This window comes from Actinoplanes sp. L3-i22 (genome assembly GCF_019704555.1).
In the GTDB taxonomy this organism is placed as follows: domain Bacteria; phylum Actinomycetota; class Actinomycetes; order Mycobacteriales; family Micromonosporaceae; genus Actinoplanes.
This window is the reverse complement of the sequence record NZ_AP024745.1, coordinates 2,729,058-2,755,595: the sequence shown is the minus strand read 5'-3', so window position 1 is coordinate 2,755,595 and position 26,538 is coordinate 2,729,058. Positions and strand designations below refer to the sequence as shown.

Sequence of the window (26,538 nt, the reverse complement as noted above, 5' to 3'; positions counted from 1 at the left end):
TGATCTTGATCGGCTAGGCGCGGACCAGGCTGAGGATCGTGTCCATGTGCTTGAGTTTTTCCGCGCCGGTGCCGAGCAGACCGTCCGGGATGATCAGCTCGTCGAGGCCGACGGCGCGGTACTCGGCGATGGCGTCGGCGAGCTTGGCCGGGGTGCCGCCGATGATCGGCATCGGCAGGCCCTCCGGCAGCGGGCCGTCGACGACGACGAGGGCCTGGGCGGTGCGGGCAATCGACTTCGGGTCGCGGCCGCGCTCGGCGCAGAAGCGGTCGAGGACCGCGGATTTGTGGGCGATGACCTCGGGCAGGCCCCAGGTGTTCCACTGGTCGGCATATTCCGCGACGACGCCGAGCATCCGTTTCTCGCCCTTCGCGCCGATCATGATGGGCAGCGGGTCCTGGATCGGCTTCGGCTCGCAGAGCGCGTCGGTGAGCTGGTAATACTCGCCGTCGAACGTGGTCTTCGGGGTGCGGAGCAGGCCGTGCAGGACCTGGAGCGCCTCGACGAACCGGTCCAGCAACTGCCTGGTCGGGGGCAGGTCGATGCCGTATTGCTGATGCTCGTTGACCTGCCAGCCGGCGCCGACGCCGAGCGTGAAGCGGCCGCCGCTGATCTGGTCGACGGTGGCGGCCATGTTGGCGACGACGGCCGGATGCCGGTAGGTGTTGCCGTAGACCAGCGTGCCGATCCGGACCCGCGGGACCGCGGCGGCGAGCCCGGCGACCAGCGAACCGGCCTCCAGGGTCGGCGCCGTGACGTCCCGGCCGGGGCCGGCGTTCGGCATGAAGTGGTCGGCGATCCAGACGCCGTCCCAGCCGGACACTTCCGCGTGACGGGCGGCCTCGACGATGTCGGACCAGGGCTGACCTGCACCGGGCCAGATGGAGATGCGCATGCGGCAACCCTATCGCCGCCCTGGCTGATCAATGGGTGCCGATCGAATGGAGGCGCCTGCCGCTCGGACGTACTGTGGGCGGGTGATCTTGCCGCTCAGTGCCGAACATCTCGGCGATGCCACCGAACTGGTCAATCTCGTCTACCGGGAGTCCGAGCGGGGCCTGTGGCAGGACGGGGCCAGCCGGACCAGCCTTGCCGAGGTGACCGCGCTCGCCCAGGCCGGGGAACTGGCCGCCGATGTCCGGGACGGGCGGCTCGCCGGCGTCGTGCGGGTGCGGCGGATGCCCGGCGGGATCGGCGAGTTCGGGATGCTGGCCGCCGACCCGGGGCGTCGCGGGGAAGGCATCGGGGGCGGGCTGATCCGCTGGGCGGAGGACTTCTGCCGCTCCGCCGGCGATCGGACGATGCGGCTGGAGCTGCTGGTGCCGCGGGGGTGGGTGCTGCCGGCCAAGGAGTTCCTGCACGAGTGGTACACGCGGCTCGGGTACCGGGTGGACCGGGTCGGGCACCTGGAGGAGCAGTATCCCCAGCTCGCACCGTTGCTGGCCGGCCCGGCCGACTACCGGATCTATCTCAAGCCGCTGTAGCCCGCGCCGCCGAGGGTCCTGCCATCGCCCCGGCGCCCCGGCCCGGCGCGGTGCGACCCAGCCGGACCAGCCCGGCGCAGCGCAGCCCGGCCCAGCCCAGCCCAGCCCGGCCCAGCCCAGCCCGGCCCAGCCCGGCGCGGCGCAGCCCGGCCGAGCCCGGCGCGGCGCAGCCCGGCCGAGCCCGGCGCGGCCCAGCCCAGCCCGGCCCGGCGCAGCCCGGCGCAGCCCGGCGCAGCCCGGCGCAGCCCGGCGCAGCCCGGCGCAGCCCGGCGCAGCCCGGCGCAGCCCGGCGCAGCCCGGCGCAGCCCGGCGCAGCCCGGCGCAGCCCGGCGCAGCCCGGCGCAGCCCGGCGCAGCCCGGCGCAGCCCGGCGCAGCCCGGCGCAGCCCGGCGCAGCCCGGCGCAGCCCGGCGCAGCCCGGCGCGGCGCGGCGCAGCCCGGCGCGGCGCGGCGCAGCCCGGCGCGGCGCGGCGCAGCCCGGCTCGGCGCGGCGCAGCCCGGCTCGGCGCAGCCCGACGCGGCTCGGCGCAAGCGATCGCGGGGCCCTCCAGGTAGCTCAGCGTGGCGATGGCCTCACCAGCGGTGCAGGCGGGACTCCAGGTGGGCACGAGCGTGCGGCCACTCCGAGGCGATGATCGAAAAGATCGCGGAGTCCCGCAGCAGGCCGTCCTCACCCGGGGCCCAGGACCGCGACCAGCACCGCAGCACCCCCTCGAAACGGGCCCCGACGCGCTCGATCGCCGCCCGCGAGCGAGCATTGCGGGCGTCGGTCTTCAGATCGACGCGGATCGCGTTCCACTGCTCGAACGCATGCCGGAACAGCAGAAACTTCGCCTCGGTGTTGACCCCGGTACCCTGCGCCGACGCCCCCAGCCAGGTGAACCCGACCTCGACCGCGTAGAGCTCTGCCCGGTCCGGCCAGGGCCGCGGCTCCCAGAACGCGGTAACGCCCACCGCCCGGCCACTCTCTTTCAAGATCTGCGCATACGGCCGGAGCACGCCCGCCGCGGCCCGGGCAAGCTGCGCGTCGAGGTAACCGTCCATCTCACCCGCCGTGGGCACCCAGGTGAACCGGTAGCCGGCACGATCCTCCTCCGCCGCGACGGCGAGATCCTCGGCGTGCCGTCGCTCCAACGGCTCAAGGCGCACCAGGCGCCCGTCCAGAACCGGCGCGTCGAGTTTGTTGAGCAGCACAGCAGGAACCCCTTCCGCGGCTTACCCGGCACACGGCGCGCCAGGTCCGGTCATCACCCGGGGCACCCCACCCACGAACTGGAGGGTTGCCGGCCAGCAAGCCGGGGCTTGACGCTGGCACTCATGACCTTGCCGTCACCCTAACAGCCCCCACCGTCCTCTCCAGACCCCTCTCCTCCCACCCCGAACACCCCACACCAACCTGCCCAGCCCGGCCCAGCCCGGCGCGACCCGGCGCACCGCAGCCCGGCCCGGCCCAGCCCGGCGCGACCCGGCGCACCGCGGCCCGGCCCGGCCCAGCCCGACGCGACCCGGCGCACCGCGGCCCGGCGCGGCCCGGCGCGGCCCGGCCCGGCCCGGCCCGGCGCGGCGCGGCGCGGCGCGGCCCGGCGCGGCGCGGCGCGGCGCGGCCCGGCGCGGCGCGGCGCGACCCGGCCCGGCGCAGCGCGGCGCGACCCGGCCCGGCGCAGCCCAGCGCGGCGCGACCCGGGGCGGCGCGGCCGTTACGGCATGCGCGGCCCGTCTCGGGCCGGGCCCGATGTGGGCCTGCCGTTGGGGCGCGGGACTGGTGCGGGTGGGGATCTTTCTTCCGCCGTACCGGCGAAGGGGTTGAGATTGGCCGGCAGCGGCCTCGCACCGGGCGGACGGTTTTCAGGAGAGTTGGAAGGTCTCATGGCCGACCACTCTGAGCAGGTCCAGATATTCCGCGGTGGGGGTGCCGGGTGGGGCGGTGAGCAGGATCAGGCGCTGGTCGTCGGTCGGGGTCAGCAGCATCTCGAAGTCGAGCTCCAGGATGCCGACGGTCGGATGCTGCAGGCGTATGCGGCTGTTGCGGCGGACGGCGACCTCGTGCCGGTCCCACACCTCGGCAAACTCGGTGCTGCTGTCGCGCAGGCGCTGGACCAGGGCGGCGGCGACCGGATCGGTGCCACGGCGGGCGACCGTGGCGCGCAGGTCGGCGACATAGAGCCGACTGCAGTATTCGTGGTCCTCGGCCGGGATCGAGGCGCGCATCCGCGGGTCGTTGAACCAGCGCCAGACGATGTTGTGATCCTGCTCGTGGTCGTGCGGGCCGACCGGGCAGATGTCGCCGAACAGGGTGTCGGCCAGCGGATTCTGCGCCAGCACGTCGCCGAGGTCGGTGACGATCTGCGCGGGGGAGGCGACCAGTTGATCGAGCAGAGTGCGCAGGGCCGGGCGGATCAGATTGCCGGCGAGACGGCCGGCCGGTGGGCGGTGGCCGGCCAGCAGGTATAGATGGTCGCGCTCGTCCTCGTCGAGCCGCAGCGCGTGGGCGAGCGCGCCGAGCAGCTGGGTGGAGGGCTGGGGGCTGCGCGCCTGTTCGAGGCGCATCAGATAGTCGGCGGACATGCCGGCCAGCTGCGCCGTCTCCTCGCGCCTCAGCCCGGGCGTGCGGCGGCGCGGCCCGGCGGTCAGCCCGACATCCTGCGGCCGGAGCCGTTGCCGGGAGCGGCGGATGAAGTCAGCGAGCTCGCGTCGGTCCATGGCACCCATCGTGGCTCGCGCCGCCGGGCGTAGCCAGGGACTGCCGATCCTAGGCAGAACGGCCGGCTTCGGGCGTAACCAGGGAGTGGCGATCCTAGACAAAGCAGTCCTCTCCACAGCGCCCGCCGGCCGGGGCAATCTGGCTGTACGAGCCGAACGGAAGAGGTGGGGATCATGAAGGCGATCGTCTTCGAGAACTACGGCGGGCCCGAGGTGCTGCGGGTCGCCGAGGTCGAAACTCCGGAGCCGGGCCCGGGTCAGGTGCGGATCCGGGTGCGCACCGCCGGGCTGAATCAGCTCGACTTCAAGATCCGGAGCGGGGTGATGCGGCAGGCGTTCCCGGTCACGTTCCCGGCCGTCCCCGGTCTGGAGGCGGCGGGCGTGGTCGACCGGGTGGGGCCGGGCGTCACCGGCCTGCGCGCCGGCGACGAGGTGGTCGCCCTCACCGACACCGGGGCGTATGCGGAGTATGCGCTGGCCACCGTGGCCGCGCGCAAGCCCGCGAGCCTGGGTTGGGACGAGGCGGCGGCGCTCCCGGTCGCCGGCGAGACGTCGCAGCGGGTGCTGGAGCTGCTCGGCGTCAAGGCGGGCGAGACCCTGCTCGTGCACGGGGCCGCTGGCGCGGTCGCGAGCGTCGCCGTGCAGCTCGCCGTGGCAGCGGGCGTGACCGTCATCGGCACCGCCGCTCCGGCCAACCACGACTTCCTGCGATCGCTGGGCGTAACCCCGGTGGCGTATGGGGACGGTCTCGTCGCCCGGGTCCGCGAGCTCGCGCCGCAGGGGGTGGACGCGGTCTTCGACGCGGCCGGCCACGGCGCGCTGCCCGCTTCGATCGAGGTGCGCGGTGGCACGACGGAGCGGATCGTCACGATCGCCGACCCGACCGCCGGGGAGCTGGGCGTTACCTTCTCCGGCGGGTCGCAGCCGAGTGCCGGCGCGCTGAGTGAGCTGGCCGGGCTGGCTGCCGCGGGCACACTGCGGCTCACCGTGGCGGAGGCGTTCCCGCTCGCCGAGGCGGGCCGGGCACAGGAGCGGAGCGCGACCGGTCACGCCGGCGGCAAGCTGGTGCTCCGTGTCTAGGGCCGGCCTCACCGAGCCCGTGTGGCCGGTAGGCCAGCTGCCCGTTCAAAGCCGGCGCGTCGGGCCACCGGTCCGACGGCAACCGCCGCCGGACCGGCTCGGGTCAGTGGCTCATCGTGGTGAGCCGGTCGACCGTGTAATCGGACTGGCCGTTCATCGCCCCGGCGAGCTGCGCGGGGCGTGGGACCGACTCGATGGTCTCCAGCGTCACGGCGGCCTCGACCGCGGCGGCGAAGGCCGCGTTCTCCCCCGGCCCGCCGCCGCCCGGCTCGTACCGGAGGAAGGCGAAGATGTCCCGGCGGGCCTTCAGCGCCGCGAACTGCGCGACCAGGTCACGGGAGGTGGAGCCGCTCCGGTCGAGCAGCCGGTTCACCACCGCCCAGATGCCGTCCGGGTCGCCGCCGGCGACCTGTTGGATCACCTCGTCGTCCTCGAGCACGAACAGCGCCCGGGTCAGCTCGGCGCGCAGGTCGCTGATCTCGAGTTCGGTCACCCCGGTCACCGCCTGATCGAGGTTGTAACGAACCTCCTCGGCCGCGATGTTGGCCTGCGCCCGGCTCGGCTCCTTGCCGGACTGGCTGGTGCGGCTGTCCTGGTCGAAACGCACCAGGGCGGACAGCAACCGCTGGAAAGCCACCGGGAACGCCGTGTTGACGTCGGTGCCCGCCGGCACGCCCGGTGTGCCGAAGACTCTGGCCTGCACGCGGTGCCGCGTGTCGTCGGTCAGGTCCGTCCGATCACGCAGGAAGCAGTAGAGGAATCGGTTGACCTCCTTGCCGGCGAAGCGGAAGTCGCCGGCCGCCCACCGGTCGACCAGCGCCGTGCGAGCCGCGAAGACGCCCATGGCGTCGCCGACCGTGGTGATGTCGGCCAGGTCCGCCGCGGCGTCGATCAGCGCCCGGTCGATGCCGGTGCTGATCTGCGGGACCTTCAGGTTGCCCCGTTCGATGTCGCCGACGTCGCAGGGCGAGCCCGGAATGACCGGCGCCGCGTAGGACACCTTGTTGTCCAGTTCCTCCAGCAGTTCGCTGTTCTCCAGCTGGTCGAGCACATAGTCCGCGCTCTCCTCGACGCTGCGTTTGCCGGCGGTGGGGAACGCCGCGACGAGGCTGGTCAGGAACGTGCCGAAGATGCGCTCCCGGCTCAGCAGCAGCTGGACCCGGGGCGCCAGCCCCGGATCGTCCAGCCGGGTCGCGATCTTGCTCACCTCGCGCTCACTCAGGTCGTTGCCGGAGTCGTTGATGACGTCCGCCGGCAGCGGGCCGGAGCCGAACGAGTCGGCCTCGATCTCCTCGGCTGCTTTCACCTCCCTATAGGTGACATCTCGGGGTTCGGTGACGAAAATATTCATGATCATTGCTCCGGTTGGTTGGTCGTCGGGTTCGAGGCGCCCTGGAGCGCTCCGGCCGACCGCCCTCCACCAGGGCCGGTCACGAGGGCATCCCCTCGCCTGGACCGGCCGGCCCGCGTGGACCCCCATCGGCGCCGGCCCGGGAGACATCGCCCCGGCACCGAGCGCCGAGCGGCCCGCGCCGCCGGTCTCTCATCCGGTGTAACCCGTTCGTGTCACCCCCACCAGTCGTCAGAATGTGCGACGCATGTACGCGGACGCGTGAAGGCGTCACTTCCCGGCCCACGCCGCCCGGACGAGACTGGCCTGGTGGGGGTCAGCGCGTGGTTCGCCGTCGCCGGCGGCGCGGTTCCGGCGGACATCGAGAGTGCCCTGGTGGCGAGCGGTGTGACGCGGACCGAGCCGGGCGACGGCATACCCGGGGTGCTGGTGCTGGACCCGTCCGCGCCGATGACCGAGGCGGTCGCGGCGGTGACCCGGCTCAGCGACGGCGGCCGGACCCGGTTGCTCGTGCTGTCGGCTCCCGGACATGAGCCGGCCGCCGGCGACGCCTGGCGGATGCTGCACGCGGGCGCCGCGGACGTGCTCGGCTGGCACCCCGACCGGGCGGACGACGTCGTCGCGCGCCTCACCCGCTGGGCCGAGGTCGACACGCTGCTCGACAGCCCGGCCATCGCCGGGCGGCTGATCGGGCGTAGCCGCTCGTGGCGGGCCGTGTTGCGCCGGGTGGTGGAGGTGGCGCGGTACACGACCGCGCCGGTGCTGCTGATCGGCGAGAGCGGCACCGGCAAGGAGCTGCTGGCCCGGCTGGTGCACGAGCTGGACCCGAGGCCGGGCCGCGCCGCGCTGGTCATCGTGGACTGCACCACGGTGGTGCCGACGCTGTCGGGCAGTGAGTTCTTCGGCCACGAGCGCGGCGCGTTCACCGGGGCGGCGGTGGCTCGCGACGGAGCCTTCGCGCTGGCCAACGGTGGGACGTTGTTTCTCGACGAGGTCGGTGAGCTGCCGCTGGAGTTGCAGTCGGAGCTGCTGCGGGTCGTGCAGGAGGGCACCTTCAAACGGGTCGGCAGCAATCGCTGGCAGCCGACCCGGTTCCGGCTGGTCTGCGCCACGAACCGGGATCTCGTCGCCGAGCAGGCGGCCGGTCGGTTCCGCCGCGACTTCTACTACCGGATCGCGGCGACCACGCTGCGCCTGCCGGCGTTGCGGGAACGGCCCGGCGACACGCTGCCGCTGGCCGAGCACTTCCTGGCCGAGCTGAATCCGGACGGTACGCCGCCGGGCCTGGATCCGCTGGTGCGTGACCTGCTCGTGCACCGCGATTATCCGGGCAACGTGCGGGATCTGCGGCAGCTGGCGCATCGGCTCAGCAGCCGCCACGTCGGGCCGGGCCCGATCACCGCCGGTGACGTTCCGGAGGAGGAACGGCCGCTGGACGGGCCGGACGAGAGCGGCGGGCGGGGCCTCGACGACGTGGTGCAGCGGGCGCTGGGATCCGGGATGGGCCTGCGGGAGTTGCGCGAGGCGGTCGCGGACGCGGCCGTGCGGGTGGCGCTGGACGAGGCGGGCGGGAACCTGCGCCAGGCCGCCGCCCGCCTCGGCGTCACGGAGCGGGCGCTGCAACTGCGCCGCGCGGGATGGCGCGACGCCCGGGCGGCACTGTCAGCGGTCGCGGACTCGGGCTGACCGACGCCGACGCGAAGACGCCGACCGGCCCCGGCATGAAGTCGTCGACCGGCCCCGGGCCGAAAGCGCTGACCAGCCCCGGGCCGAAAGCCCCGACCGGACCCGGGTCGGGAGCGCTTGCCGGCTCTGGGCCGAAGGCGGTGTGCATGGCTGCGCGCAGGCGTGCGTCGAGCCAGATGTCGACGGCGGTCAGGGCCAGGGCCTTGGCGCCGTCGAGTACGGCTCGGTCGGCTGTCGGCGCGATTGCCCAGCGGGCGAACTCGGGGGTGTGCTGTGCGATGTTCGGAGGGCTGATGGCGAGTTTGGGGTGCACCGCCGGCACCAACTGGCTGACGTCGCCGAGGTCGGTCGAGCCGGACCGGCTGGCCGGGACCTGTTCCGGCGGGAGCGGTGAGCGGCCGAGCCGGTGCAGGTTGGCGGTGAACGCGGCGGCCAGTGGGAGGTTGTGCCACATCTCCCGGTACTCGGGCCATAGCGTGCGTACGGCCAGCCGGGCGCCGACGGCGTGCGCGCCGCCCTCCAGGCAGGCGATCACCCGCTGCCGCAGCGCGTGGGCCTGCTCGATCGTGGCGGCCCGGGCCAGGAATACCGCCGAGGCGCGGGACGGTACGACACTGGGCGTGCGGCCGCCGTCGCGGATCACGCCGTGCACCCGCTCGGTGCCGCTCAGGTGCTGACGCAGCGCGGATACGCCGAGATAGCCCAGCACCAGCGCGTCGAGGGCGTTGACGCCGAGCTCGGGAAACATGCTCGCGTGCGCGGGGCGGCCGAGCAGGACCGCCTGCAGGCCGGTCATCGCGCTGATGTGTGGCCGGACCGTCTCGTACGGGCCGGGGTGCACCAGCATCGCGGCTGCGGCGTCGTCGAACGCGCCGCGGCCGGCCATCAGGATCTTGCCGCCGCCGCCCTCCTCGGCCGGGGTGCCCAGCACGGTGATCCGTCCACCGATGGCGGCGGCCAGTGGCGCGAGTGCCAGACCCGCGCCGAGGCCGGCGGCGGCGACCACGTTGTGACCGCACGCGTGACCCAGGCCGGGCAGCGCGTCGTATTCGCAGCAGATCACGACCCGGGGCCCGTGCGAGCCGGCGTGCCCGGCCACCGCCGTGGGCAGCCGGTAGGCCGGCGCGGTGACGGCCAGGCCGCCGCGGCGCAGCCGGTCGGCCAGCGCCGCCGCCGCGCGATGCTCCCGGTAGGCCGTCTCCGGGTGGTCGTGCAACTCATGGGAGAAGGCGATCAGCTCGCGGGCGTGCGCGTCGACCGCGGCGCACACCCGGCGCCGCAGCGCCTCCCGACCGGCGTTCATGAGCGTGCTCCCGCCAGGAGGCCGCTGAGTCCGTTACGGACTGCGGGCAGTTCAGCGGCAAGGGCGACGGCGGCCTGATCGGTGCCCGCGCCGGAGTGCACCGCTCGGTCGGTGTTCATGAGCGGACCCCCGCCAGGAGGCCGCTGTGTCCGTTACGGACTGCGGGTAGTTCGGCGGCGAGGGCGGTGGCGGCGCGGTCGATGTCCGCGGTGGTGTGGGCCGCGGTGATCAGCAGGCTGACCGCGGCTGTGCCGGGGCGGCACTGCGGTCGGTGCGCGACGGCCCGGACACCGCGTCTGAGCAGCGCCGAGGTGAGCGCCGCGGCGGCCGCCGGGGATCCCGCCGGGGTGGACTGCACCGGGAAGAGACCGCCGGTGAGCCGGATGCCCCGAGCGGCCAGCGTCGAGCGCAGGCGGCGCACCGAGGTCGTCAGCCGTTCCCGGCGGCGGTCGCCCTCGGCGGCATTGCACTTCAGGGCGTACGCCGTGGCCGCCAGATCGGCCGCCGACGGCGCGCTGCCGTGCTGCCGGGCCGGGCCCCGGGCGCGGATCCGGGCGATGACGTGCGGGTCGCCGCCCACCACCGCCATCGGCACGCCCAAGCCTTTGGCCAGCGACGCCACCGTCACCAGGCCGGGCCCGGAAATGCCCAGCCAGGCGGGGGTGCCGGCGCCGCCGGGCCGGCCGAGTACGCCGACCGCCTGGGTGTCGTCGACGATCACCAGGCCCCCGGCCTGGCGGACCACCCGCAGGTATTCGTCGATCGGCGCGACCCGCCCGCAGCCGGGACAGTAGCCGTCGCACAGCACAAGCGGCCGGCCGCCACCGGCGGCGGGCTGCCGACGGAGGCCGACGGCCAACGACTGGGCAGGGTCAGCGAGGCCGGCGCCCCACGGCCAGGCAAGGTCGTCAGCCAGCGGCTGGTCGGGGGCCCCGGGCCGGGCGAGGCCGGCGGCCAGCGGCTGGTTGGAGGCCGCCGGCCGGTCGGGGTCCGGCGGCTGGTTGAGGGCCGCCGGCTGGTCGGGGGCCGCCGGCTGGTTGAGGGCCGCCGGCCGACCGGGGGCCGACCGGGCAAGGTCGGCAAGCTGCCGGGCCAGGTCGGTCGGGTCGTGGTGGGCGAATCGGCGCGGCACGTGCCCAGCCGCCCGCGCCGCCCACCCGGCGATCGGATACGCGCCCGAGTCACACCAGACCGTGGCCCCGTCCCCGAGCGCCCCCACCACATCCACCAGCGCATGCAGGCTGGACCGGGCCGGAGTGGCGGCCGGCCGGCCGAGCAGGCGGGCCAGCCCGGCCGACAGTGCCGCGACGGCCGGGGCCTCCGCCAGCGCGGCCGGGACCCCGGTGGTGAGCCGCTGCCAGGGTGCCAGGCAGCGGCTCGGGTGCCGCAGGTCCAGGTAGAGCGCCGACGTGAAGTCGACGACGTTCACCCGTGCTCCAGTTCGCCCGCCGACGAGCGCACCCGCGAGGCCATCTGGTCGCCTTGCCGCCGGCTCGGCAGCGCGGGGCGCCGGGAGCCGTCCAGGGCCGGGCGGCGCGAGCCGTCCAACTGCGGGCGGTCGCCGTCACCCAGGCGCCGGCGCAGTAGCACGGCCGGCGGGGTGGCGTCGATCTCCTCGGTCAGGTCCACGCTGGTCGCGGCCCGGTACGCGTGCACGTACCGCTGGATCTCGGCGCGCCAGTAGCGGGCCCAGTTCGCGGCGGTCTGCGGGTCGTTCTCGACGCTCCAGTTGCCGTACCGGATGGAGACCAGCAGCTGTTCGCCGAAGACCGCCATGTCCCGGAAGTGGGTGATGCTCACGTCCGTCCAGTCCTGCATGGACTTCATCGAGTCGACGCGGTCCATCCACGCCTCCTCGTACGGCACCATGGTCCGCCCGCCGAGGAAGTCGCGCATCTCCGGCCGGGCCAGCAGCCACTGCATGACCATCATCTCGGAGCGCGCGGTCGACGGCAGGTCGCCGAACTGGTTGTGTGCCCCCTCGGCCAGCAGCAGGTGGGTCTCGCGCAGCGCGTTGAGGATCGGGAACCCGTCGGCGATGATCGTGGTGTCGTCGTCCTGGCGGAAGTAGTCGTGGCACAGGTAGAGCAGGTTGTGCAGCGACTCCAGGAACCGCGACCGGCGGTCCACCGGCCGGGGCGCGTCCCGCAGCGCGCGACCGTGCAGCGGCAGGCCGTACTCGTGCTCGTACTCGAGATGCCGCCGCCGGACGGTGAGCCGGTGCACCTCGTCCTGCGCGAAGCCCCAGAAGATGTTGGACAGTGGCCGCAGCGGGTCGATGTCGTAGCGGGTGAGCGGGTCCGGCCGGCCGTCGGCGCGGATCCGGCGGTTCTCGAACCGGGCGAGGACCGCGTTCATGGTCTGCGCGAGCATGCCCTCTTCCAGCCAGTACGACCAGAACAGCTCGATCGCCAGCGGCGCGGTCAGGTGCGACCGCAGGATGCCGTACGACCGGTCCGGCACCGATCCCGGCGGCTTGAGCGGGATGTCGGCCAGCCGCTCCCGGATGATCCGCAGGTACGGCAGCACCCGCGGGTCCGGGATCTCGTCCTTGAGCGCCACGAAGTAGCTGTCCCGCAGCCGGCGCAGCTCGTTGAGGTTGAACGGCCGGCCGAGCCGGCGCTCCTCCTGGGTCCGCAGCGCCTCGGCCTGGGTGGGGTCGTCGAGCTGGTCCGAGAGGCTCTCCAGGGCCAGGTCGGAGTTGAGCCGGGCCAGCGCCGAGGGCTGGACCAGGCCGGCCCGGACCACGCCGAGCGGGTCGAGCACGCCGACCTCCTGCATGATGAACGCGTCGGTGGCGAACTTCAGCAGCGCGTAGGCGTCGCCGCCACGGAACGGCAGCGGGCCGACCTCGAAGCCGTTGGCGCTGACCTTGTCGGCGCCCATCACGTCGTCGATGAACGACTTGTAGGGCCGGAAGCCGATCGCGTTGGTCCGGTCCCGGATGATCACCCACAGCGCCTGGTCGATGGTCTCGACGTTGGCGGTGCGCTGCAGGCTGACCGGCAGCGGCCCGTCCTGGCCGGCCGGCGCCGGGGTCAGCTGGATGCTCCACGGCTCGGTCTCCGAGTCGCCGGGCGGCGTCGTGGTCCCGGTCGGCGGGGTGGACACCGACACGGCCGAGAAGCCGCGGCTGCCGGTCGAGCCGGACAGGCCGTAGGTGCCGGTGACGCCGTCACCGGCGCCGTTCTCGGAGCTCGTCTCGGTGAGGACCGGGGAGAGCCGGGCGGAGATCCGGTACGTGCCGGCCCGCAGCCCGTCGGTGTCCCAGTCGAAGGTCCGGCGGCCCGGGTACCGCTGCACCATGCCGGTGAACGGCCCCTCGACCTGCCACTCGAAGGTGAAGTTGCGGGAGTCCGGTTCGGGGTCGATGGCGAAGTTCACCACCGTGCCGGCCACGACCGGACGCTTGTGTTCGCAGATGGTGTGGTAGTCGTAGGTTCCTTGGTACGCCATGGCGTCCGCGCCTCCGGCGGGTCAGGTGATGGACAGGGGTACCCGCGCCGGAAGCGCGGGGGTCAGGTTGCGGTCGGCGCAGATCGCCGACGTGTCGAGAGTGCTGCGCAGCGCCCACTGGGTGAGCAGCTCACCGACCATCCGGCTCTCGCGTTCCGGGGTCAGCCGGCCGGCCGCGCGGGCCTGGCCCAGCACGGCGAAGGTGATCGACGGCGCCGTCGTGTACAGCAGACCGGGATCGGCGCGCCAGGTGTCGAAGGTGTGCAGCAGCGCGCCGGCGCCACGGTCCGGGCGGCGCAGGACGTCACCCAGGCGGGCCCCGTGCAGCGCCGCCGGCCGGTGCCCGAGCAGCACGTCGGCGAAGGCGGGCAGCGCGGCGGTCAGCTGGTCCAGCGTCGTCCGCTGCCCGGCCTCCACGCCGTCGATCGGATACATCGCCCGCCAGCCCTCGGCGAGCGCCCGCCACTGCGGGTCCGGGTAGAGCGCGTCGCCGAGCGCGCAGCTCAGCAGCACCCGGATCCACGGCACCGGGTGCGGGTCCTCGCCGCCGAACCGGAAGACGAACCAGCGGGGCAGGCTGACCACGCCGATCAGTCCCAGCGGCGCGCCGATGCCCAGCTGGGACACCGCCCAGAGGTCGGCGACCACCTCGGAGATCCAGCGTTCGAACCACGGCCAGGCCGCCCGGTGCGGGCCACGGCCGGTGTCGCGGGCACTTGCCAGGGCCGGCCGCAGCGACGTGACCAGGTCCAGCAGGGCCGCCCCCTGGTGCCCGACCTCGTGCACGAGCGACGCGCCGATGCCGTGGCCGACCATGCGTTCGCGGGGCACCCGGATGATGGCCACCGGGTTCTCGTCGCCGCCGGGCAGGCGGGTCCGGGCCCGCCGGATCGCCGCGCCCGGCCCGCGGGCCAGGTAGCAGATCACCGGCGGCGGCTCGAAGTAGTCGCCGGGCAGGCCGAGCGCGTCCCGGGCCAGCACGTCCAGCCCGGACAGCCAGACTCCGGTCTCGTGCTCGCTGCGTTGGGTGATCACTTCGGTAAAAAGATCAAATTGCGACAGTACGTCGTTGAAACGCAACCGGATGAGCGTCAGGCGCCGCTGCTTCTCGGGCACCGGCGCCTGCCGGCCCGGTCCGCGCATCCACCGCAGGAAGTTCACGACCTGGCACCCGAGATCCGCGCGGCCGTCGATGAGGAACCGCTCGATGCGCACCTGGGCGGCCGGGGCCAGGGCGGCCGCCGGCACCATCGTCTCGTGCAGGGCGAACGGGCGCACCCGGGCCAGCCGCGTCAGCAGCGCACGGGCCTCCTGTTCGATGAGCCCTGAGGCGATGGCCATGCCGCTCATGGTCAGGACCCGAGAATCATGATCTTGTGGCCGCGGCGGACCCAGCGGCCGCTCTGCGCCCGGCGGCGGCGACGCACCGGCTCGTCGTAGTAACCCTGGTCCTCGCCGTAGCCGTCGTCGCCGGACTGGTAACCGTCGTCGAAGACGAAGGACGGGCCCTCCACCGAGTAGCCGTAGGCCGAACTAGTCGAGCTGGTCGAGCGCCGCCGGCCGCCGTGGCCCCGTCCGCTCTGGCCGCCCTGCCCGCCCTGGCCGCCGGACCGCCGCGCCGAGCCGCTGCCGGACTGCCGCGACGACTGGGCGGACTGGGCGGACTGGTAGGGCGTGCCCCGCACCAGGCCGGGCGCGTGTTTGCGGGCCGCGGTGACCACGGCGGCCCGGGCCACGGCCTGCGGCGGTGCGTTGCGCGGGGCCTTGGCGGCGTTCGCGGCGGCGGAGCTGGCGAAGCGCACGTACCGGCGGGCGGCCTCGAACTCGGCCTCCTGCTCGCTCATGTTCTCGAACTCGGTCTCGAACAGGTTCGAGGCCAGGCCGCCGAGCTTCGAGCCGATCGCGGTGCCGACGCCGGGGGCGACGAACGAGCCGAGCGCCCCGCCGACCATCGGCAGCGCCTTCTTCGCGACGTTCTTGAGCGCGCCGGTCAGCGCCTGGCCGGTGCCCGAGCGCAGGAAGCCGCCGACGCCCGAGGCGACCTTCTTGACCAGGCTGCCCAGGAACTGCTCCAGCTCCTCCTCGCTCTGCGTCTCCAGCAGCGCGTTGGCCGCCTCCATCTCCTGGATCTCGGAGAGCGGGCTCTCCGACTCGGCCATCTCACCGCCCAGCACCGAGCTCAGCAGGCCGCCCAGGAAGCCCTCGGACTGACTCTCCGACTCGTACTGGGACTCCCCCTCGGCCTCGCCGAACTCCAGCTCCGGCGTCTCCCACTCGCTGCTCGTCTCGTACGTGGTCATGGTCTTCTCGCCTTTCAGTTCTCGAGGATCAGGATCGAGTTGCCTTGCCGGATCCAGCGCCCGGAGCGGGCCGCCGATCGTTTCGCGCCGGGCTGCGCCGGGCGGCCGCCGTTGGCGGCAGTGGGGGTGGAGGTGGTCGAGCCAGCGGTGGCGGGAGCGTTCGCCAGCAGGCCGGGAGCGTGCTGACGGGCGGCGGCGACCGCGGCCTTGTGGGCGACCTCGCGGGGCTGCGCGCCGGGCGGGGCCTGCGCCGCGTTGCGGCAGGCGGCCTGCGCGAACCGGATCAGGGCGCGCGCGGTCTCGAACTCGCGGTCCTCGTTCGACAGTCCCTCGAGCTCCAGCCCGAGCAGGTCGCCGATGGCCGTGCCGGCCCGGGTGCCGGCGCCGGCGTAGTCCGGCGACAGCCAGCCACCGATGCCACCACCGATCACCGGCAGGGCTTCCTTGGTCGCCTTCTTGACGATGCCGCCGAGCGCCTTCCCGGTCGGCGAGCCGGCGAAGTTGCGGGCCGCGCCCGCCGCGCTCTTGGCCGCGCCCACCGCGCGGTTGAACAGATCTCCGAGGAAGCGGTCCAGTTCGGCCTCGTCACGAACCTCCAGCAGCCGGGCGGCCGACTCGAGCTCCCCCTCGTCCTCGCTCTCGTAGCCGTACTCGTACTCGCCCGTCGGGGCGCTCTCGCCCTTGAGCATCGATCCGAGGATGCCGAAGAAGTCCTCTTGCTCCGACTCGTACTCACCGGTCTCCTGCGCACCGGTCTCGAAGAGTGTGCGGTCCAGGTTGTGCATCGGCGGTCTCCTCGCCTGTGCGGGGTGGATGTCTCTCGCCACTCCGTGGCAAGTTCCGTGCCAGCCGGTGCGGGCCTGGTGACGGGCCGGTCGCGGGCGCCGGGACGCGAACCGCGCTTCGTGCCGCGGCGGCCGCCGGCGAAGTCAGCTTCGGCGGCCGTGGGCCGGGATGCCCAGTTCCCGCCGGTACTTGGCGACCGTGCGGCGGGCCACCGGATGGCCGCGCCGGTGCAGCTCAGCGGCGAGATCGGCGTCGGAGAGCGGGCGCTGCTCGGCGGCGATCACCGCTTTCAGGACGGTGTGCACCGACCCGGTCGCGCCGAACAGCGCGCTGAACGGCACGACCCGGCCGTCCGGCAGTCGCAGTCGCTTGCCGCTCACCGCCCGGCTCACCGTGGACTCGTGCAGATTCAGGGCGTCGGCCACCTCGGCCCGGGTCAGCGGCAGGTGTGCGGCGGCGCCCTCGCGCAGGTAGCGGCGCTGTCGCCCGGCGGCGTACCCGGCGATGCGCCGCAGGGTGTCGGCGCGCTCCTGCAGCGCGGCCAGGAACGACCGGGCCTGCCGGGCGTGCTCGCGCACGGTCCGGCGTTGCGGCGCGGGCAGCACCGGCCCCTCGGCCAGCCGGGCCCAGAGCGGGTCGACGCGCAGCCGGCTCGCCGGATCGCCGACGATCTCCACCTCGAGCTCGTCGGTGCCGTCGCCGGCGAACCGCACCACCAGGTCGGTGGCGGCCACGGTCACCGCGGGCGCCGGGTCGTCGAGGGCCGCCCACGGCCGCAGCCGGGTCCGGATGAAGTCCCGCGCCGCCCGCACCTCCGGCACCGGGGCGCCGACCGTGGCGGCCAGCCGCCGGACCGAGTCGCCGCCCAGGTCGGCCAGGTGCTCGCGGATGAGCCGCCGGGCCAGCGGCGGCGCCTGCCCGGCCCGCTCGTACCGGGCCAGCTGCAGCAGCAGGCATTCGACGGCGTCGGCGGCGCACAGCCCGGGCGGGCCGGCCGCGCGCAGCGCCTCGACGACCCGGGTGACCCGTTCCGCCGGGAGGCCCAGCCGGTCGGCCACCCCGGCGGCGCCGCCCTCCAGGAACCCGCGCGAGTCGAGATCGCCGAGGATCCAGGCGGCCAGCGCCCGGTCCGGCTCGTCGAGGCGCGCGGCGGCGTCGGTCAGTACGACGGCGTCGGCGACCGATCCCGGATCAACCACGTCCATTGACAGATACCGGTCACTTGCCGGGCCGGGCGGACGGGCCCCGCCGGCGGCGGTCACCGGGCTCCGGCCGCCGCGCGCGGGCCCTCCCGGGTCCGGGGCGTCCAGGGCGGGGTTGCGCTCCAGCTCCCGCGCGACCCGCCGCTGGATCTCGTCCAGCGGACATATCAGCAGCTCGGAGTACTCGACCAGGGCGTGCGTGACGCGGTGCTCGGCATGCAGGGACGGACTGAGGGTGGTCGTCAGAGTGGTCATGTACCGGCAGTCTCGGCGCGCCGGACGACTCCGGACAGTCACCCGTGGCGGCGTCCGCGGCGGTGCTGCCCGTGACGAGGTCGCCCGTCAAGGGCACCCACATGAGGGGAGCGCTGACAAGGGTCGCTCGATCGTGCGACACCCCTGGGGCGTACCGGGAATACGCTGCGGGCACGGGCTCCGTCCCGCTCCGCCGCTCCTATCCGGCTCGCCAGGTGAGGGGGTATACCCAGATGACTGCCGTTGAAACCACGGACGATCCGATCGGCGAAACACTTGATGGGAAGGCGGGGCCAGAGGCGGATCCGAGTCCCGAGCTCGTGCTGCTGGCGCCGTCCGAGATCCAGTTCGAGCTGCGCCGCCTGGTGCGCCGGCTGGCCGAGGGCGCCCATCTGCTGCGGCAGTGCCAGGAGCCGCCGGCCGGGGACACGCCGGACCGGCAGGTGCTGCTCGACCTGGAGATCGACGGCGTGCGGTGCCTGCTCACCCGCCGCGGCACGCAGGGCAACAAGGGCGTGTCCCGGCTGACCACCCGGGAGCGGGAGGTGGCGCACATGGTCGCGATGGGGCTCACCACCAGCGCGATCGCCGGCAAGCTCGCGGTCAGCCCGTGGACCGTCTCCACCCATCTGCGACGGATCTTCGCCAAGCTGGACGTCTCCACCCGCGCCGCCATGGTGGCGGTACTGTCCGAGCATTGACCTGCTCTTTCAACGAATTGGTTGACATCCTCGCGCGGTCCGCCTACCGTTTCTTTCAACCGATGAGTTGAAACGAGGAACGCGATGCCGGCGGATGAGTTGTCGCGGGTGTTCGCGGCCCTGGCCGACCCCACGCGGCGGGACATGGTGGCCCGGCTGGCCGATGGGGACGCGACGGTCAACCAGCTCGCCGAGCCGTACCGGATGTCGCTCCAGGCGATCTACAAGCACCTCAAGGTGCTCGAGGAGGCCGGCCTGGTGAGCCGCCCGCCGGGGCCGCAACCGCGGTCGGTGCGGCTGGAGCCCGACGTGTTCGACGAGGTCGGTGGCTGGATCGAGCAGTACCGGCGCCGCGCCGAGGAGCGCTACCAGCGCCTGGACGCGGTGCTGCGGACCATGCGGGACACCGGAGAACCGAACGAGCAGAGGAGCTGAGGACCATGAGCGAGGCGAAGATCGAGGCGGACAAGGACCTGCCGATCATCCGGATCACCCGGGACTTCACCGGTACGCCGGAGCAGCTGCTCCGGGCGCACACCGACCCGGAACTGTTCGCCCAGTGGTGCGGGCCGGACTCGACGACCGTCCGGATCGACCACTGGGACGCGACGAGCGGCGGCTCGTGGCGGTACGCCGCCGTGCGCGGCGAGGAGGAGTTCGGGTTCCGGGGCTGCTTCCACGAGGTCGGCCCGGAGCGGATCGTGCAGACGTTCACGTTCGAGGGCGCACCCCTGGGGGTCGCCCTGGAGACGCTGACCTTCGAGGACCTCGGCGACGGCCGCACCCGGCTGCACGCGCAGTCGCTGGTGGACAGCTTCGAGGGCCGGGACGCCTGGCTGCGCAGCGGGATGGAGACGGGCGTCAACGAGGGCTACGCCAAGCTGGACGACCTGCTCACCAAGGGAGCCGTCGGAAACGCCGTACCTCCGCAATCGCCCAGGGTGAGCACGGCGAAGAGGGAGTGAGGGGCGGCCTCGACCACCGCCCCTCCTCGAAAGGTCAGAACAGGTCGTCGAAGACGGCGACCCGGTCGAAGGACATCGCGTGCTCGCGGGCCCGCGCCTCCATCACCCGCTTCTCCGCCTCGGGCATGTCGAGGATGACCCGGTCGAGTGCCTCGGCCAGGGCGTTGATGTCGCCGGCCTCGACGATGATCGCGGTGTCGCCGACCGCCTCGCCGGTGCCGCCGGTCAGCGTCGTCACGATCGGCCCGCCGCCGGCCAGCATCTTCTCGGCCAGCGCGATGCCGAACGTCTCGACGAAGTCCGGCTCCGGCTTGGTCGGCAGCGCGTAGGCCGCGCACCCGGCCATCAGCAGCGGCTTCTCGTCGTCGTCCACATCGTTCAGGAAGATGATCCGCTCGTCCTCCTTGGCCATCGCCCGCACGTGCTCCAGCGCGGGGCCGTTGCCGGCGATGACCAGCGGGACGTCGTCCCGGCAACGCATCTGGCCGTACGCGATGACCAGGTCGTAGATGCCCTTGGCCCGGGCCACCCGGGACAGGAAGAGGATGTACTTCCCGCGTTCGAGGCCGCGCTTCTGCAGCGCCGCGTCGATGGTGTCGTCGTCCAGGTCGAGGAACGCCGACGAGTCGATCGGCGGGTAGCTCACCGCGACCCGCGCCCGGCACTGCTCGGCGAAGGTCGTGCCGCAGTGCCGGTCGACCTCCTCGGCCGACGCGATGATCTCGTCCTTGGTGTACTCCGAGACCGCGACCACCTCGTCGCTGGCCAGGAACGTGGTCATCAGGACGGTGGCGGCGCCGACCCGGCCCTCCCGCAGGCACGAGCGGATCACGTTGGTGACGTCCGAGCCGACCGCCTTGGCGATCGTGTGGACCTGCGGGTTGAACCCGGCGGCGCGGGCCGAGTTGACCGCGTCGTTGATCACCTGGGTGTGCGGGACCAGGTACATCGACAGGCACACGGTCGGGACGCCGTCGCTGAGCAGCTCGACGAGGCGGCCGGTGAGGCCGGCCAGATGCCGGCCGTCCGGCACGCGGTAGTCGCCGACCGCCTCCGGGCGTTCGACGGTGATTCCTTCGCTGTACGGCAACAACCGGTCCAGCGGCTTCAGCGGCAGGCCGGCCGCCTGCAGCGTGGGGATCGGCCAGGTGAGCAGGCGCACGTCGTCGAAGCCCCTGAGCAGGGCGACTTCGGCGAGGTTGCGGGCCTCACCTGAGTGTCCGCAGATAACCGGGTCGGCGCGGACCGCGATCACGAGTCTCCGTGTAGGACGGCTCATGGTCATTCCTTCGATGTCGCAGGGGGTGTGGAGAGGGTGAAGGAGTGGGACGGCGGGCGGATCCCGTGTCCCCACGTCGATGGTTCGGGACCGAGCTTGAGGTGCAGCCGGCCCCCGCGGTGCACGTCGGTCGCGGAGAGGTGCGCCGAGTGCAGCGGTTTGCCGTTGAGGGTGGCGGATTGAACGTACTGGGGCGGCGGGTCACGGTCGAGACCGTCGACACCGATCGGCGTCTCGCGGTGCCCGCTGGTCTCGATGATGAACTCCTCGTCGCCGACCTGCAGCGCCGAGCGGGCGAAAGCGGGCGCGTTCACCAGGAAGAGGCTCTGCCCGGCGACCGGGAACAGGCCCAGGGACGCCCAGACGTACCAGGCGCTCAGGCCACCCGAGTCGTCGTTGCCCGGCAGGCCGCCGGGACCCGTGCCGAACTGCCAGGTGAGCGCCGCGTGCACGATCTCGGCGGTGCGGTCGGGCCGGCCGGCGTAGTGGTAGGCCCAGGGAGCCTCCATGTCCGGCTCGTTGTTCAGGCCCTCGAAGCGGTTCAGGGCGTAGCCGAGCGCCATCTCCGCCGGTTGCGGACTGATTCCCGGCTGTTTGACCGGTTCGGCGCCATAGCCGAAGAATCGGTCCAGTTTGTCGATGAAGCCCTTGTCCCCGCCGGACAGCTCGATCCGGGCCGCCATGTCGTGCAGCAGCCGGAACGAGTAGTTCCACTTGCCACCCTCGTAGAACTCCGAGTCGCGCAGCAGGCCGGTGGACGGGTCGAACGCGTTCACCCACTGGTGGCTGCGGCGCTCCAGGTCGTCGGCGAGCTTGCGGTCGTTGAGCGCGCGGGCCACCTTGGCGGTGGCGTGGTGCGCGTACGCGAGGTCCAGCGTGTGCGTGATCGGGTGCACCAGGCCGTGCTCGAAGAAGTCCTCGCCGTACATCCGGCGCAGGTCGTCGACCATGTGCACGAGCGCCCAGCCCCAGTCCACGCCGGACCGGCCGAGCGCGTGCGCGTCCGCGATCGCGGTGTGCGCCAGCGCCGAGGCCTGCCGGAAGAACCGGTCGGCGCCGCGGGCCATCCGGTACCCGATCGGGAAGTTGCCCTCCTCCTCGCAGACCCGGATCAGCGACTCGAGCAGGTCCATGGCCCGGTCCGGGGCGATCGCCTGCAGCAGCGGGATCTGCGTCTTGTAGATGTCCCACATGGTGCAGATGTCGAACGCGTACGCCCCGGAGTTCGGCCAGAACGGACTCTCGTCGTCGGCGAAGCACGGCTTGATCAGCGAGTGGTAGAGCGCGGTCGACATCACCGTGCGCCGGGCCGGCGTGCCGCCCTCGACCTGCACCCGGTCGATGTGGTCGCGCCACCGGTGCTTGGTGCCGGCCCGGACCTTCTCGAAGGCCGGCTCGGACGTGCCGCACTCCCGGTGCAGGTTCTGCTTGGCCTGCTCGCAGCCGCGCAGCGAGAAGCCCATCCGGACCTCGATGGTCTGCCCGGCCCGGGCCGAGCCCATGAACAGCAGGCCGAACGGGCGCAGCGTGGTGTGCCGGATGCTGTCGAAGTCGAGCCGGGTGCCGCCCGGGATCAGGCGCCGGTCGTACCAGAGCATCTGCCGCCAGCCCGGGGTGTCCGCCTCCAGGTGCACGGAGAGCGGCACGCCCTCCATCACCACGGTGCCCTGCGCGGTGCCGTGGCCCATGCTCTCCACCTGGGCACGCAGCGGAACCGTGCGGCCCAGATCTATCGCGAGGCCACCGCACGACAGGTCGATGACGACCCGGGCGCTGTGATGGTCCGGGAAGGTGTACCGGTGGACGGCGACCTTCTCCCCCACGGTGATCTCACAACGCACCCCGGTGTCGAGGTTCGCGGCGTAGTACCCGGGCTCGGCACGTTCGTCGTGCAGTGCCCAGGACTGGCCGAGATCGTCCAGCGGCTGGACCATCGGGGTGACCCGCACGTAGTTGTAGTACTTGCGGATCGCCCCCGTCCCGGACTGCTGGAAGTGGGTGAAGCCGGAGGCCTCGGTCCGCTCGAACATCTCCTCGGGCACGCCCTCGGTGTTCTTCGCGTACCGGCCGTAACCGGTGGGGTAGGCGCCTGAGTAGGCGCAGGCGGAGACCATGCCCAGGGGCGAGGTCGCGCCGGGGTGGGTGTTACCCACCTGCGGCTTGGGCCACCACCAAGTGGCGGCCAGACCGTGTGCGCGAGGCAGGTCGGTCGCCGCGGTGCCGATGAAGGGATCAACGTTGTCCAGGATTCCGGGACTCTAACCGCCCAGGATCCCGCGTGTGGTTTCAATCAGGTGAACTGCGCCAGAGGAGTGACACACTTCCGGTTGATCAACATCTCCTGGAACTCCTCCGGGGGGCGCGGCTCACTGAAGAAATAGCCCTGTACGGCGGGGCAGCCGGCGGCCTGCAGAGCAGCCCAGTCGTCGATCTCCTCGACCCCTTCGGCGATCGTGGACATGCCCAGCGACTGGGCGAGCCAGAGCACCGCCTGGATGATCGACGACTTGCGCTGGTCCACCGCGAGACCGGCCACGAACGAGCGATCCAGCTTGACGATGTCGGCCGGGACCGACTTGAGCCAGGTGAGCGAGCTGTAGCCGGTGCCGAAGTCGTCCAGCGCGATCCGCACGCCGAGCCGCTTGAGGGTGGCCAGGCGCTCGGACACGTCGACCGACGAGGCCAGCAGCGCGGTCTCGGTGATCTCCAGGACCAGGCGGGACGGGTCCAGCCCGGGGTGCGCGGCGAGCAGGTCGGCCAGCATCGGCACGAAGTCCGGCTCGGCCAGCTGGCGCGGGCTGACGTTGACCGACACGTAGCCCAGGTGCCCGGACCAGTAGATCAGGTGGTCGATCGCGGAGCGCAGCACGTGCTCGCCGAGCGGCACGATCATCCCGGTCTCCTCGGCGGCGCCGATGAAGTGGTACGGGCTGAGGATCCGCCCGTCCGGGGTCCGCATCCGGCACAGCGCCTCGGCCCCGACGATCTGCCCGGTGACCGTCGAGACCACCGGCTGGAACCAGAGCGGCAGCGTCCACGGCAGGTGCCCGGCGAGCGCCTGGCGCAGGCGGGCCTCGGCGGCCAGCCGCTCGTGCACCGACACCCGCATGTCCTCGGTGAACACCTCGAGCCGGTTGCCGCCGGCGCGCTTGGCCGTGTACATCGCGGTGTCCGCGGCCAGCACCACGTCGTCGGAGTGCTCGGCGCCGTGCTCGGACGCGACGCCGATGCTGACCGAGATCGGCAGCTGGTTGCCGCCGACCAGCAGCGGCTCACCCATCGAGGCCAGGATCTCCTGGCCGACCCGCAGGCCGGCGGAGGGCGGGCCGGACACCGCGGCGACGAACTCGTCGCCACCGATCCGGGCCAGCAGCGCACCGGCCGGAACCGCCCGGGTCAGCCGGGCGGCCAGCGCGCGCAGCACGTCGTCCCCGGTGGCGTGCCCGGAGCCGTCGTTGACCGACTTGAACCGGTCCACGTCCAGGTAGATGACGCTGACCGGGGTCCGGCCCTGGAGCAGCGCGCACAGGTCGCTCTCGAACGCCTTGCGGGACAGCAGCCCGGTCAGCGAGTCGTGCCGGACCTGGCGGCGCAGCTCCTCCTCGTGGTTGCGGACGCCGGTGACGTCCAGGCAGTGCGCGAAGATGAACCGCAGGGTGCCCTGCTTGTCGTAGAGCGGGGTGCTGTGCAGCTCGACCCAGATCAGCGAGCCGTCGTCGGTGCGCCGGTACTGCCGGGTCAGGGTGAGCGGCTCGACCGACGCCGACATCCGCGGGAAGGCGCTGCCCTCGGCCGGATCCACGGCGACGAGCGGCACGTCCCGTACCGAGAAACCGGCCGGAAGCTCGTCGGGCAGGCGCAGCCAGTGCCGGTAGGCGGCGTTGCAGCGCAGCACCAGGCCGTCCGGCGCGAACATCGCCATCGGCACCGGCGTCTCGTCGAACGCGACGCTGAGCTGGGCCTGGCTCTCCTCCAGGTTGTCGGCGGCGCGCCGCTCCTCGGCCTCGGTCAGCCCCCACTGCACGACCTGGAAGCCGGCCGCCAGCAGCACCGCGAAACCGTGCAGCCCGGCCCAGACCAGCGGGTGCGCCTGCGCCGAGTGGTGGTCGTAGGTGTGCGTGCCGGTCAGCAGCCCGAACACCCCGTGGTGCAGGGTGGTGGCGACCAGGAACGCGCCGAACGGCGCCCAGTCCCGGTACAGGGCGAGCGCGGCGACCGCGACGAAGAACGAGAAGTGCGCCTCGGTCAGGCCGTTGCTCAGCGAGACGAAGCCGGCGCACGCCACGGTGAAGCCGAGCGCGACCGCCACCGAGCGCGTCCGGCGGCCCCTGAGCAGGGTGCCGGCCACGATGCAGGGCAGGATCAGCAGATCGGTCCAGAGCAGGGTGGTGCCCTGATCCGGGCGAACCGCGCCGAACACGGTCACCACGAGCACGACGACGCCGAGCAACACGGTCAGCAGTCGATGCCGTGTCGTCCAGTCCTCGTCGCGCAGGCCGCCGCCGGTGGGCAGGCGGTCCCGCAGCCAAGTCAGCCAGGTCCTCACGATCCGCTTGATCGGATCGTTCGGCGGCGGATGCAGGTTCCCGGTGGTTGCCGGTCAGGAGCGGAGTATTTCGCCGAGGGCCGCGGTGAAGCGGTCGACGTCCTCGGTCGTGCTGCCCAGCCCGAAACTTGCCCTCAAGAGAGCGTTTTGTCCGCTTTCGCAGGTCGCTGTCGCGTCGCTTTTGGTGAGCCGCCGCACCAGCGGATGGGCGCAGAACTGGCCGGCGCGGACGCCGATGCCGAACTCGCGGCCCAGCCGGTGCGCCACCCGGGCCGGATCATGGCCGGGCAGGGCCAGCGAGACGATGCCGACCCGCGGGTGGTCCGGACCGAAAAGGCTCATTTCCCGTACGCCGTCGGGCAGGCTCCCGCGCAGCCGGGCCAGCAGGTCCTGCTCGTGGCGGTGCAGAGCGTCCCGGTCGGCGACCAGCAGGGCCGCGCACACCGCGGCGATCGCGGCGGCGCCCAGCAGGTTCGGGGTGCCGCCCTCGTGCCGGGCCGGGCCGGTGGCCCAGGTCAGCTCGCCGGGGCGGTCGCCGACGGTCGCGCTGGCGCCGCCGCCGTACAGGTAGGGCTCGGCCGCGTCCAACCAGTCGGCGCGACCGACGAGGACGCCGGCGCCGAACGGCGCGTACAGCTTGTGACCGGAAAAGGCCAGAAAATCAGCGCCGAGGTGGTCCAGGTTCGCCGGCCGGTGCGGCGCGAGCTGTGCGGCATCGACAATTACGCGTACGCCGTGAGCGTGCGCGATATCGGCGAGTTCCCGCACCGGCCAGATCTCGCCGGTGACGTTGCTCGCGCCCGTGACGGTCAGGACCCGCGTCCCTTTTGTCACGCTGAGCGCATCTTTGAGGGACTTTATCGCCTCATAAGCTGATTCCGGGGCCGGCAGGCGGAGCGGATTCGGCCAGGGCAGCAGGTTCGCGTGGTGCTCACCGTCGAACAGGATCGTGGTGGTGCCCGCCGGCAGGGCCCGGGCCAGCAGGTTGAGCGCGTCCGTGGTGTTCCGCGTGAAGATCACCTGATCGTCCGCGCGGGCGCCGACGAACTCGGCCACCACGTCCCGGGCCACCTCGTAGGCCACCGTCGAGGTCTGCGACCGTACCCCGGTCCCCCGGTGCACGCTGCCGTAGCGCGGCAGGAGCTCGGCCACCGCCTGGGCCGCGGCCTCGACGCACGGGGCGGACGCCGCGTAGTCGAGGTGGGCGAAACGTACCGTCTCGCCGGTGGGAAGTTCGGTCTTCAGGTCGTCGCCGACGATGTCGAGAGCCGACATGGCATACCTCCGCTGAGGTCAGGGACCCCACCGGGCCCGCGCTTGCCGGCGTCGAGCGACGACGGCCCGGTCCTCACCCGGGGCACCCCATCGCGAACGCAAGGGTTGCCGGTCAGCAAGCCGGGGCTACGCGCTGACACTCATGACCTGCGAAGGAAATTAGCAGATGT

22 protein-coding genes and 2 riboswitches are annotated in these 26,538 nt (G+C 72.9%); of the genes, 6 read left to right on the top strand and 16 right to left on the bottom strand.

Annotated elements, in window-relative coordinates:
• Positions 1-13: 13 nt before the first annotated feature.
• Positions 14-895: a TIGR03560 family F420-dependent LLM class oxidoreductase gene (locus L3i22_RS12285; RefSeq protein ID WP_221327090.1), complete on the bottom strand. Its 882-nt coding sequence runs from the start codon at positions 893-895 to the stop codon at positions 14-16.
• Between the two features lie 82 nt (positions 896-977).
• Here L3i22_RS12285 and L3i22_RS12280 point away from each other — a divergent pair, with 82 nt between their 5' ends.
• Positions 978-1,484 carry a GNAT family N-acetyltransferase gene (locus tag L3i22_RS12280; protein ID WP_255658156.1) on the top strand — a complete coding sequence of 169 codons (507 nt, stop codon included), beginning with the start codon at positions 978-980 and terminating at the stop codon, positions 1,482-1,484.
• Here the strand turns inward: L3i22_RS12280 and L3i22_RS54310 are convergent.
• The 3 genes from L3i22_RS54310 to L3i22_RS12265 form a co-directional block, all read right to left on the bottom strand.
• Positions 1,471-2,091, bottom strand: a complete 621-nt coding sequence (locus L3i22_RS54310) for a hypothetical protein (RefSeq protein WP_221327088.1) — start codon at positions 2,089-2,091, stop codon at positions 1,471-1,473. The genes L3i22_RS12280 and L3i22_RS54310 overlap by 14 nt on opposite strands.
• On the bottom strand, positions 2,057-2,677 hold the full coding sequence (locus tag L3i22_RS12270; RefSeq protein ID WP_221327087.1) for a GNAT family N-acetyltransferase: 621 nt from the start codon (positions 2,675-2,677) through the stop codon (positions 2,057-2,059). Before L3i22_RS12270 ends, L3i22_RS54310 begins: the two co-directional genes overlap by 35 nt.
• 12 nt (positions 2,678-2,689) lie before the next feature.
• Positions 2,690-2,806, bottom strand: a riboswitch (SAM riboswitch).
• Between the two features lie 522 nt (positions 2,807-3,328).
• The gene (locus L3i22_RS12265) at positions 3,329-4,183 is read right to left on the bottom strand and encodes a helix-turn-helix transcriptional regulator (protein WP_221327086.1); all 855 of its coding nucleotides are present in this window, start codon (positions 4,181-4,183) and stop codon (positions 3,329-3,331) included.
• Positions 4,184-4,357: 174 nt separating this feature from the next.
• Between L3i22_RS12265 and L3i22_RS12260 the strand changes: the two genes are divergently transcribed.
• Positions 4,358-5,263, top strand: a complete 906-nt coding sequence (locus L3i22_RS12260) for an NADP-dependent oxidoreductase (RefSeq protein WP_221327085.1) — start codon at positions 4,358-4,360, stop codon at positions 5,261-5,263.
• A 103-nt stretch (positions 5,264-5,366) separates the two neighbouring features.
• Here the strand turns inward: L3i22_RS12260 and L3i22_RS12255 are convergent, their stop codons facing one another.
• On the bottom strand, positions 5,367-6,569 hold the full coding sequence (locus L3i22_RS12255; protein ID WP_221327084.1) for a hypothetical protein: 1,203 nt from the start codon (positions 6,567-6,569) through the stop codon (positions 5,367-5,369).
• Between the two features lie 354 nt (positions 6,570-6,923).
• Between L3i22_RS12255 and L3i22_RS12250 the strand changes: the two genes are divergently transcribed.
• Complete coding sequence (locus L3i22_RS12250) at positions 6,924-8,300, top strand: sigma 54-interacting transcriptional regulator (RefSeq protein WP_221327083.1); 1,377 nt, start codon at positions 6,924-6,926, stop codon at positions 8,298-8,300.
• Here the strand turns inward: L3i22_RS12250 and L3i22_RS12245 are convergent.
• From L3i22_RS12245 to L3i22_RS12215, 7 genes are all read right to left on the bottom strand, one after another.
• Positions 8,218-9,603, bottom strand: coding sequence for an amidohydrolase (locus L3i22_RS12245; RefSeq protein WP_221327082.1), 1,386 nt, complete (start codon positions 9,601-9,603; stop codon positions 8,218-8,220). The genes L3i22_RS12250 and L3i22_RS12245 overlap by 83 nt on opposite strands.
• A gap of 115 nt (positions 9,604-9,718) precedes the next feature.
• Positions 9,719-11,032, bottom strand: coding sequence for an aminotransferase class I/II-fold pyridoxal phosphate-dependent enzyme (locus L3i22_RS12240; RefSeq protein ID WP_221327081.1), 1,314 nt, complete (start codon positions 11,030-11,032; stop codon positions 9,719-9,721).
• Positions 11,029-13,059 (bottom strand): hypothetical protein, encoded by a 2,031-nt coding sequence (locus L3i22_RS12235; RefSeq protein ID WP_221327080.1) that lies wholly within the window; start codon positions 13,057-13,059, stop codon positions 11,029-11,031. The genes L3i22_RS12240 and L3i22_RS12235 overlap by 4 nt, the downstream gene beginning before the upstream one ends.
• A 21-nt stretch (positions 13,060-13,080) precedes the next feature.
• Entirely contained in the window at positions 13,081-14,400 is a 1,320-nt protein-coding gene (locus L3i22_RS12230; protein WP_221327079.1) for a hypothetical protein, read from the bottom strand.
• 11 nt (positions 14,401-14,411) lie between these two features.
• Entirely contained in the window at positions 14,412-15,359 is a 948-nt protein-coding gene (locus tag L3i22_RS12225) for a hypothetical protein (protein ID WP_221327078.1), read from the bottom strand.
• 14 nt (positions 15,360-15,373) lie between these two features.
• Positions 15,374-16,144 carry a hypothetical protein gene (locus tag L3i22_RS12220; protein ID WP_221327077.1) on the bottom strand — a complete coding sequence of 257 codons (771 nt, stop codon included), beginning with the start codon at positions 16,142-16,144 and terminating at the stop codon, positions 15,374-15,376.
• Between the two features lie 144 nt (positions 16,145-16,288).
• The gene (locus tag L3i22_RS12215; RefSeq protein ID WP_221327076.1) at positions 16,289-17,602 is read right to left on the bottom strand and encodes a hypothetical protein; all 1,314 of its coding nucleotides are present in this window, start codon (positions 17,600-17,602) and stop codon (positions 16,289-16,291) included.
• A 233-nt stretch (positions 17,603-17,835) separates the two neighbouring features.
• Here L3i22_RS12215 and L3i22_RS12210 point away from each other — a divergent pair, with 233 nt between their 5' ends.
• The 3 genes from L3i22_RS12210 to L3i22_RS12200 all read left to right on the top strand — a co-directional run bounded on the left by L3i22_RS12210 (position 17,836) and on the right by L3i22_RS12200 (position 19,268).
• Positions 17,836-18,303, top strand: coding sequence for a helix-turn-helix transcriptional regulator (locus L3i22_RS12210; RefSeq protein ID WP_221327075.1), 468 nt, complete (start codon positions 17,836-17,838; stop codon positions 18,301-18,303).
• 84 nt (positions 18,304-18,387) lie between these two features.
• Positions 18,388-18,738, top strand: a complete 351-nt coding sequence (locus L3i22_RS12205; RefSeq protein WP_221327074.1) for a metalloregulator ArsR/SmtB family transcription factor — start codon at positions 18,388-18,390, stop codon at positions 18,736-18,738.
• Between the two features lie 5 nt (positions 18,739-18,743).
• Positions 18,744-19,268 (top strand): SRPBCC family protein, encoded by a 525-nt coding sequence (locus L3i22_RS12200; RefSeq protein WP_221327073.1) that lies wholly within the window; start codon positions 18,744-18,746, stop codon positions 19,266-19,268.
• Between the two features lie 34 nt (positions 19,269-19,302).
• On the opposite strand, the gene L3i22_RS12195 is transcribed toward L3i22_RS12200, so the two are convergent.
• Genes L3i22_RS12195 through L3i22_RS12180 form a run of 4 tightly spaced genes read right to left on the bottom strand, consistent with a single transcriptional unit; the run spans position 19,303 to position 26,368 of the window.
• A complete protein-coding gene (locus L3i22_RS12195; protein WP_221327072.1) occupies positions 19,303-20,547 on the bottom strand; it encodes a glycosyltransferase in 1,245 nt (414 codons plus the stop codon).
• A gap of 2 nt (positions 20,548-20,549) precedes the next feature.
• The gene (locus tag L3i22_RS12190; RefSeq protein WP_304523476.1) at positions 20,550-22,793 is read right to left on the bottom strand and encodes a GH92 family glycosyl hydrolase; all 2,244 of its coding nucleotides are present in this window, start codon (positions 22,791-22,793) and stop codon (positions 20,550-20,552) included.
• A gap of 44 nt (positions 22,794-22,837) precedes the next feature.
• Complete coding sequence (locus L3i22_RS12185; protein WP_255658152.1) at positions 22,838-25,093, bottom strand: bifunctional diguanylate cyclase/phosphodiesterase; 2,256 nt, start codon at positions 25,091-25,093, stop codon at positions 22,838-22,840.
• A 54-nt stretch (positions 25,094-25,147) separates the two neighbouring features.
• Entirely contained in the window at positions 25,148-26,368 is a 1,221-nt protein-coding gene (locus L3i22_RS12180; protein WP_221327070.1) for an aminotransferase class V-fold PLP-dependent enzyme, read from the bottom strand.
• Positions 26,369-26,401: 33 nt separating this feature from the next.
• Positions 26,402-26,516: riboswitch (SAM riboswitch) on the bottom strand.
• Between the last annotated feature and the right edge of the window lie 22 nt (positions 26,517-26,538).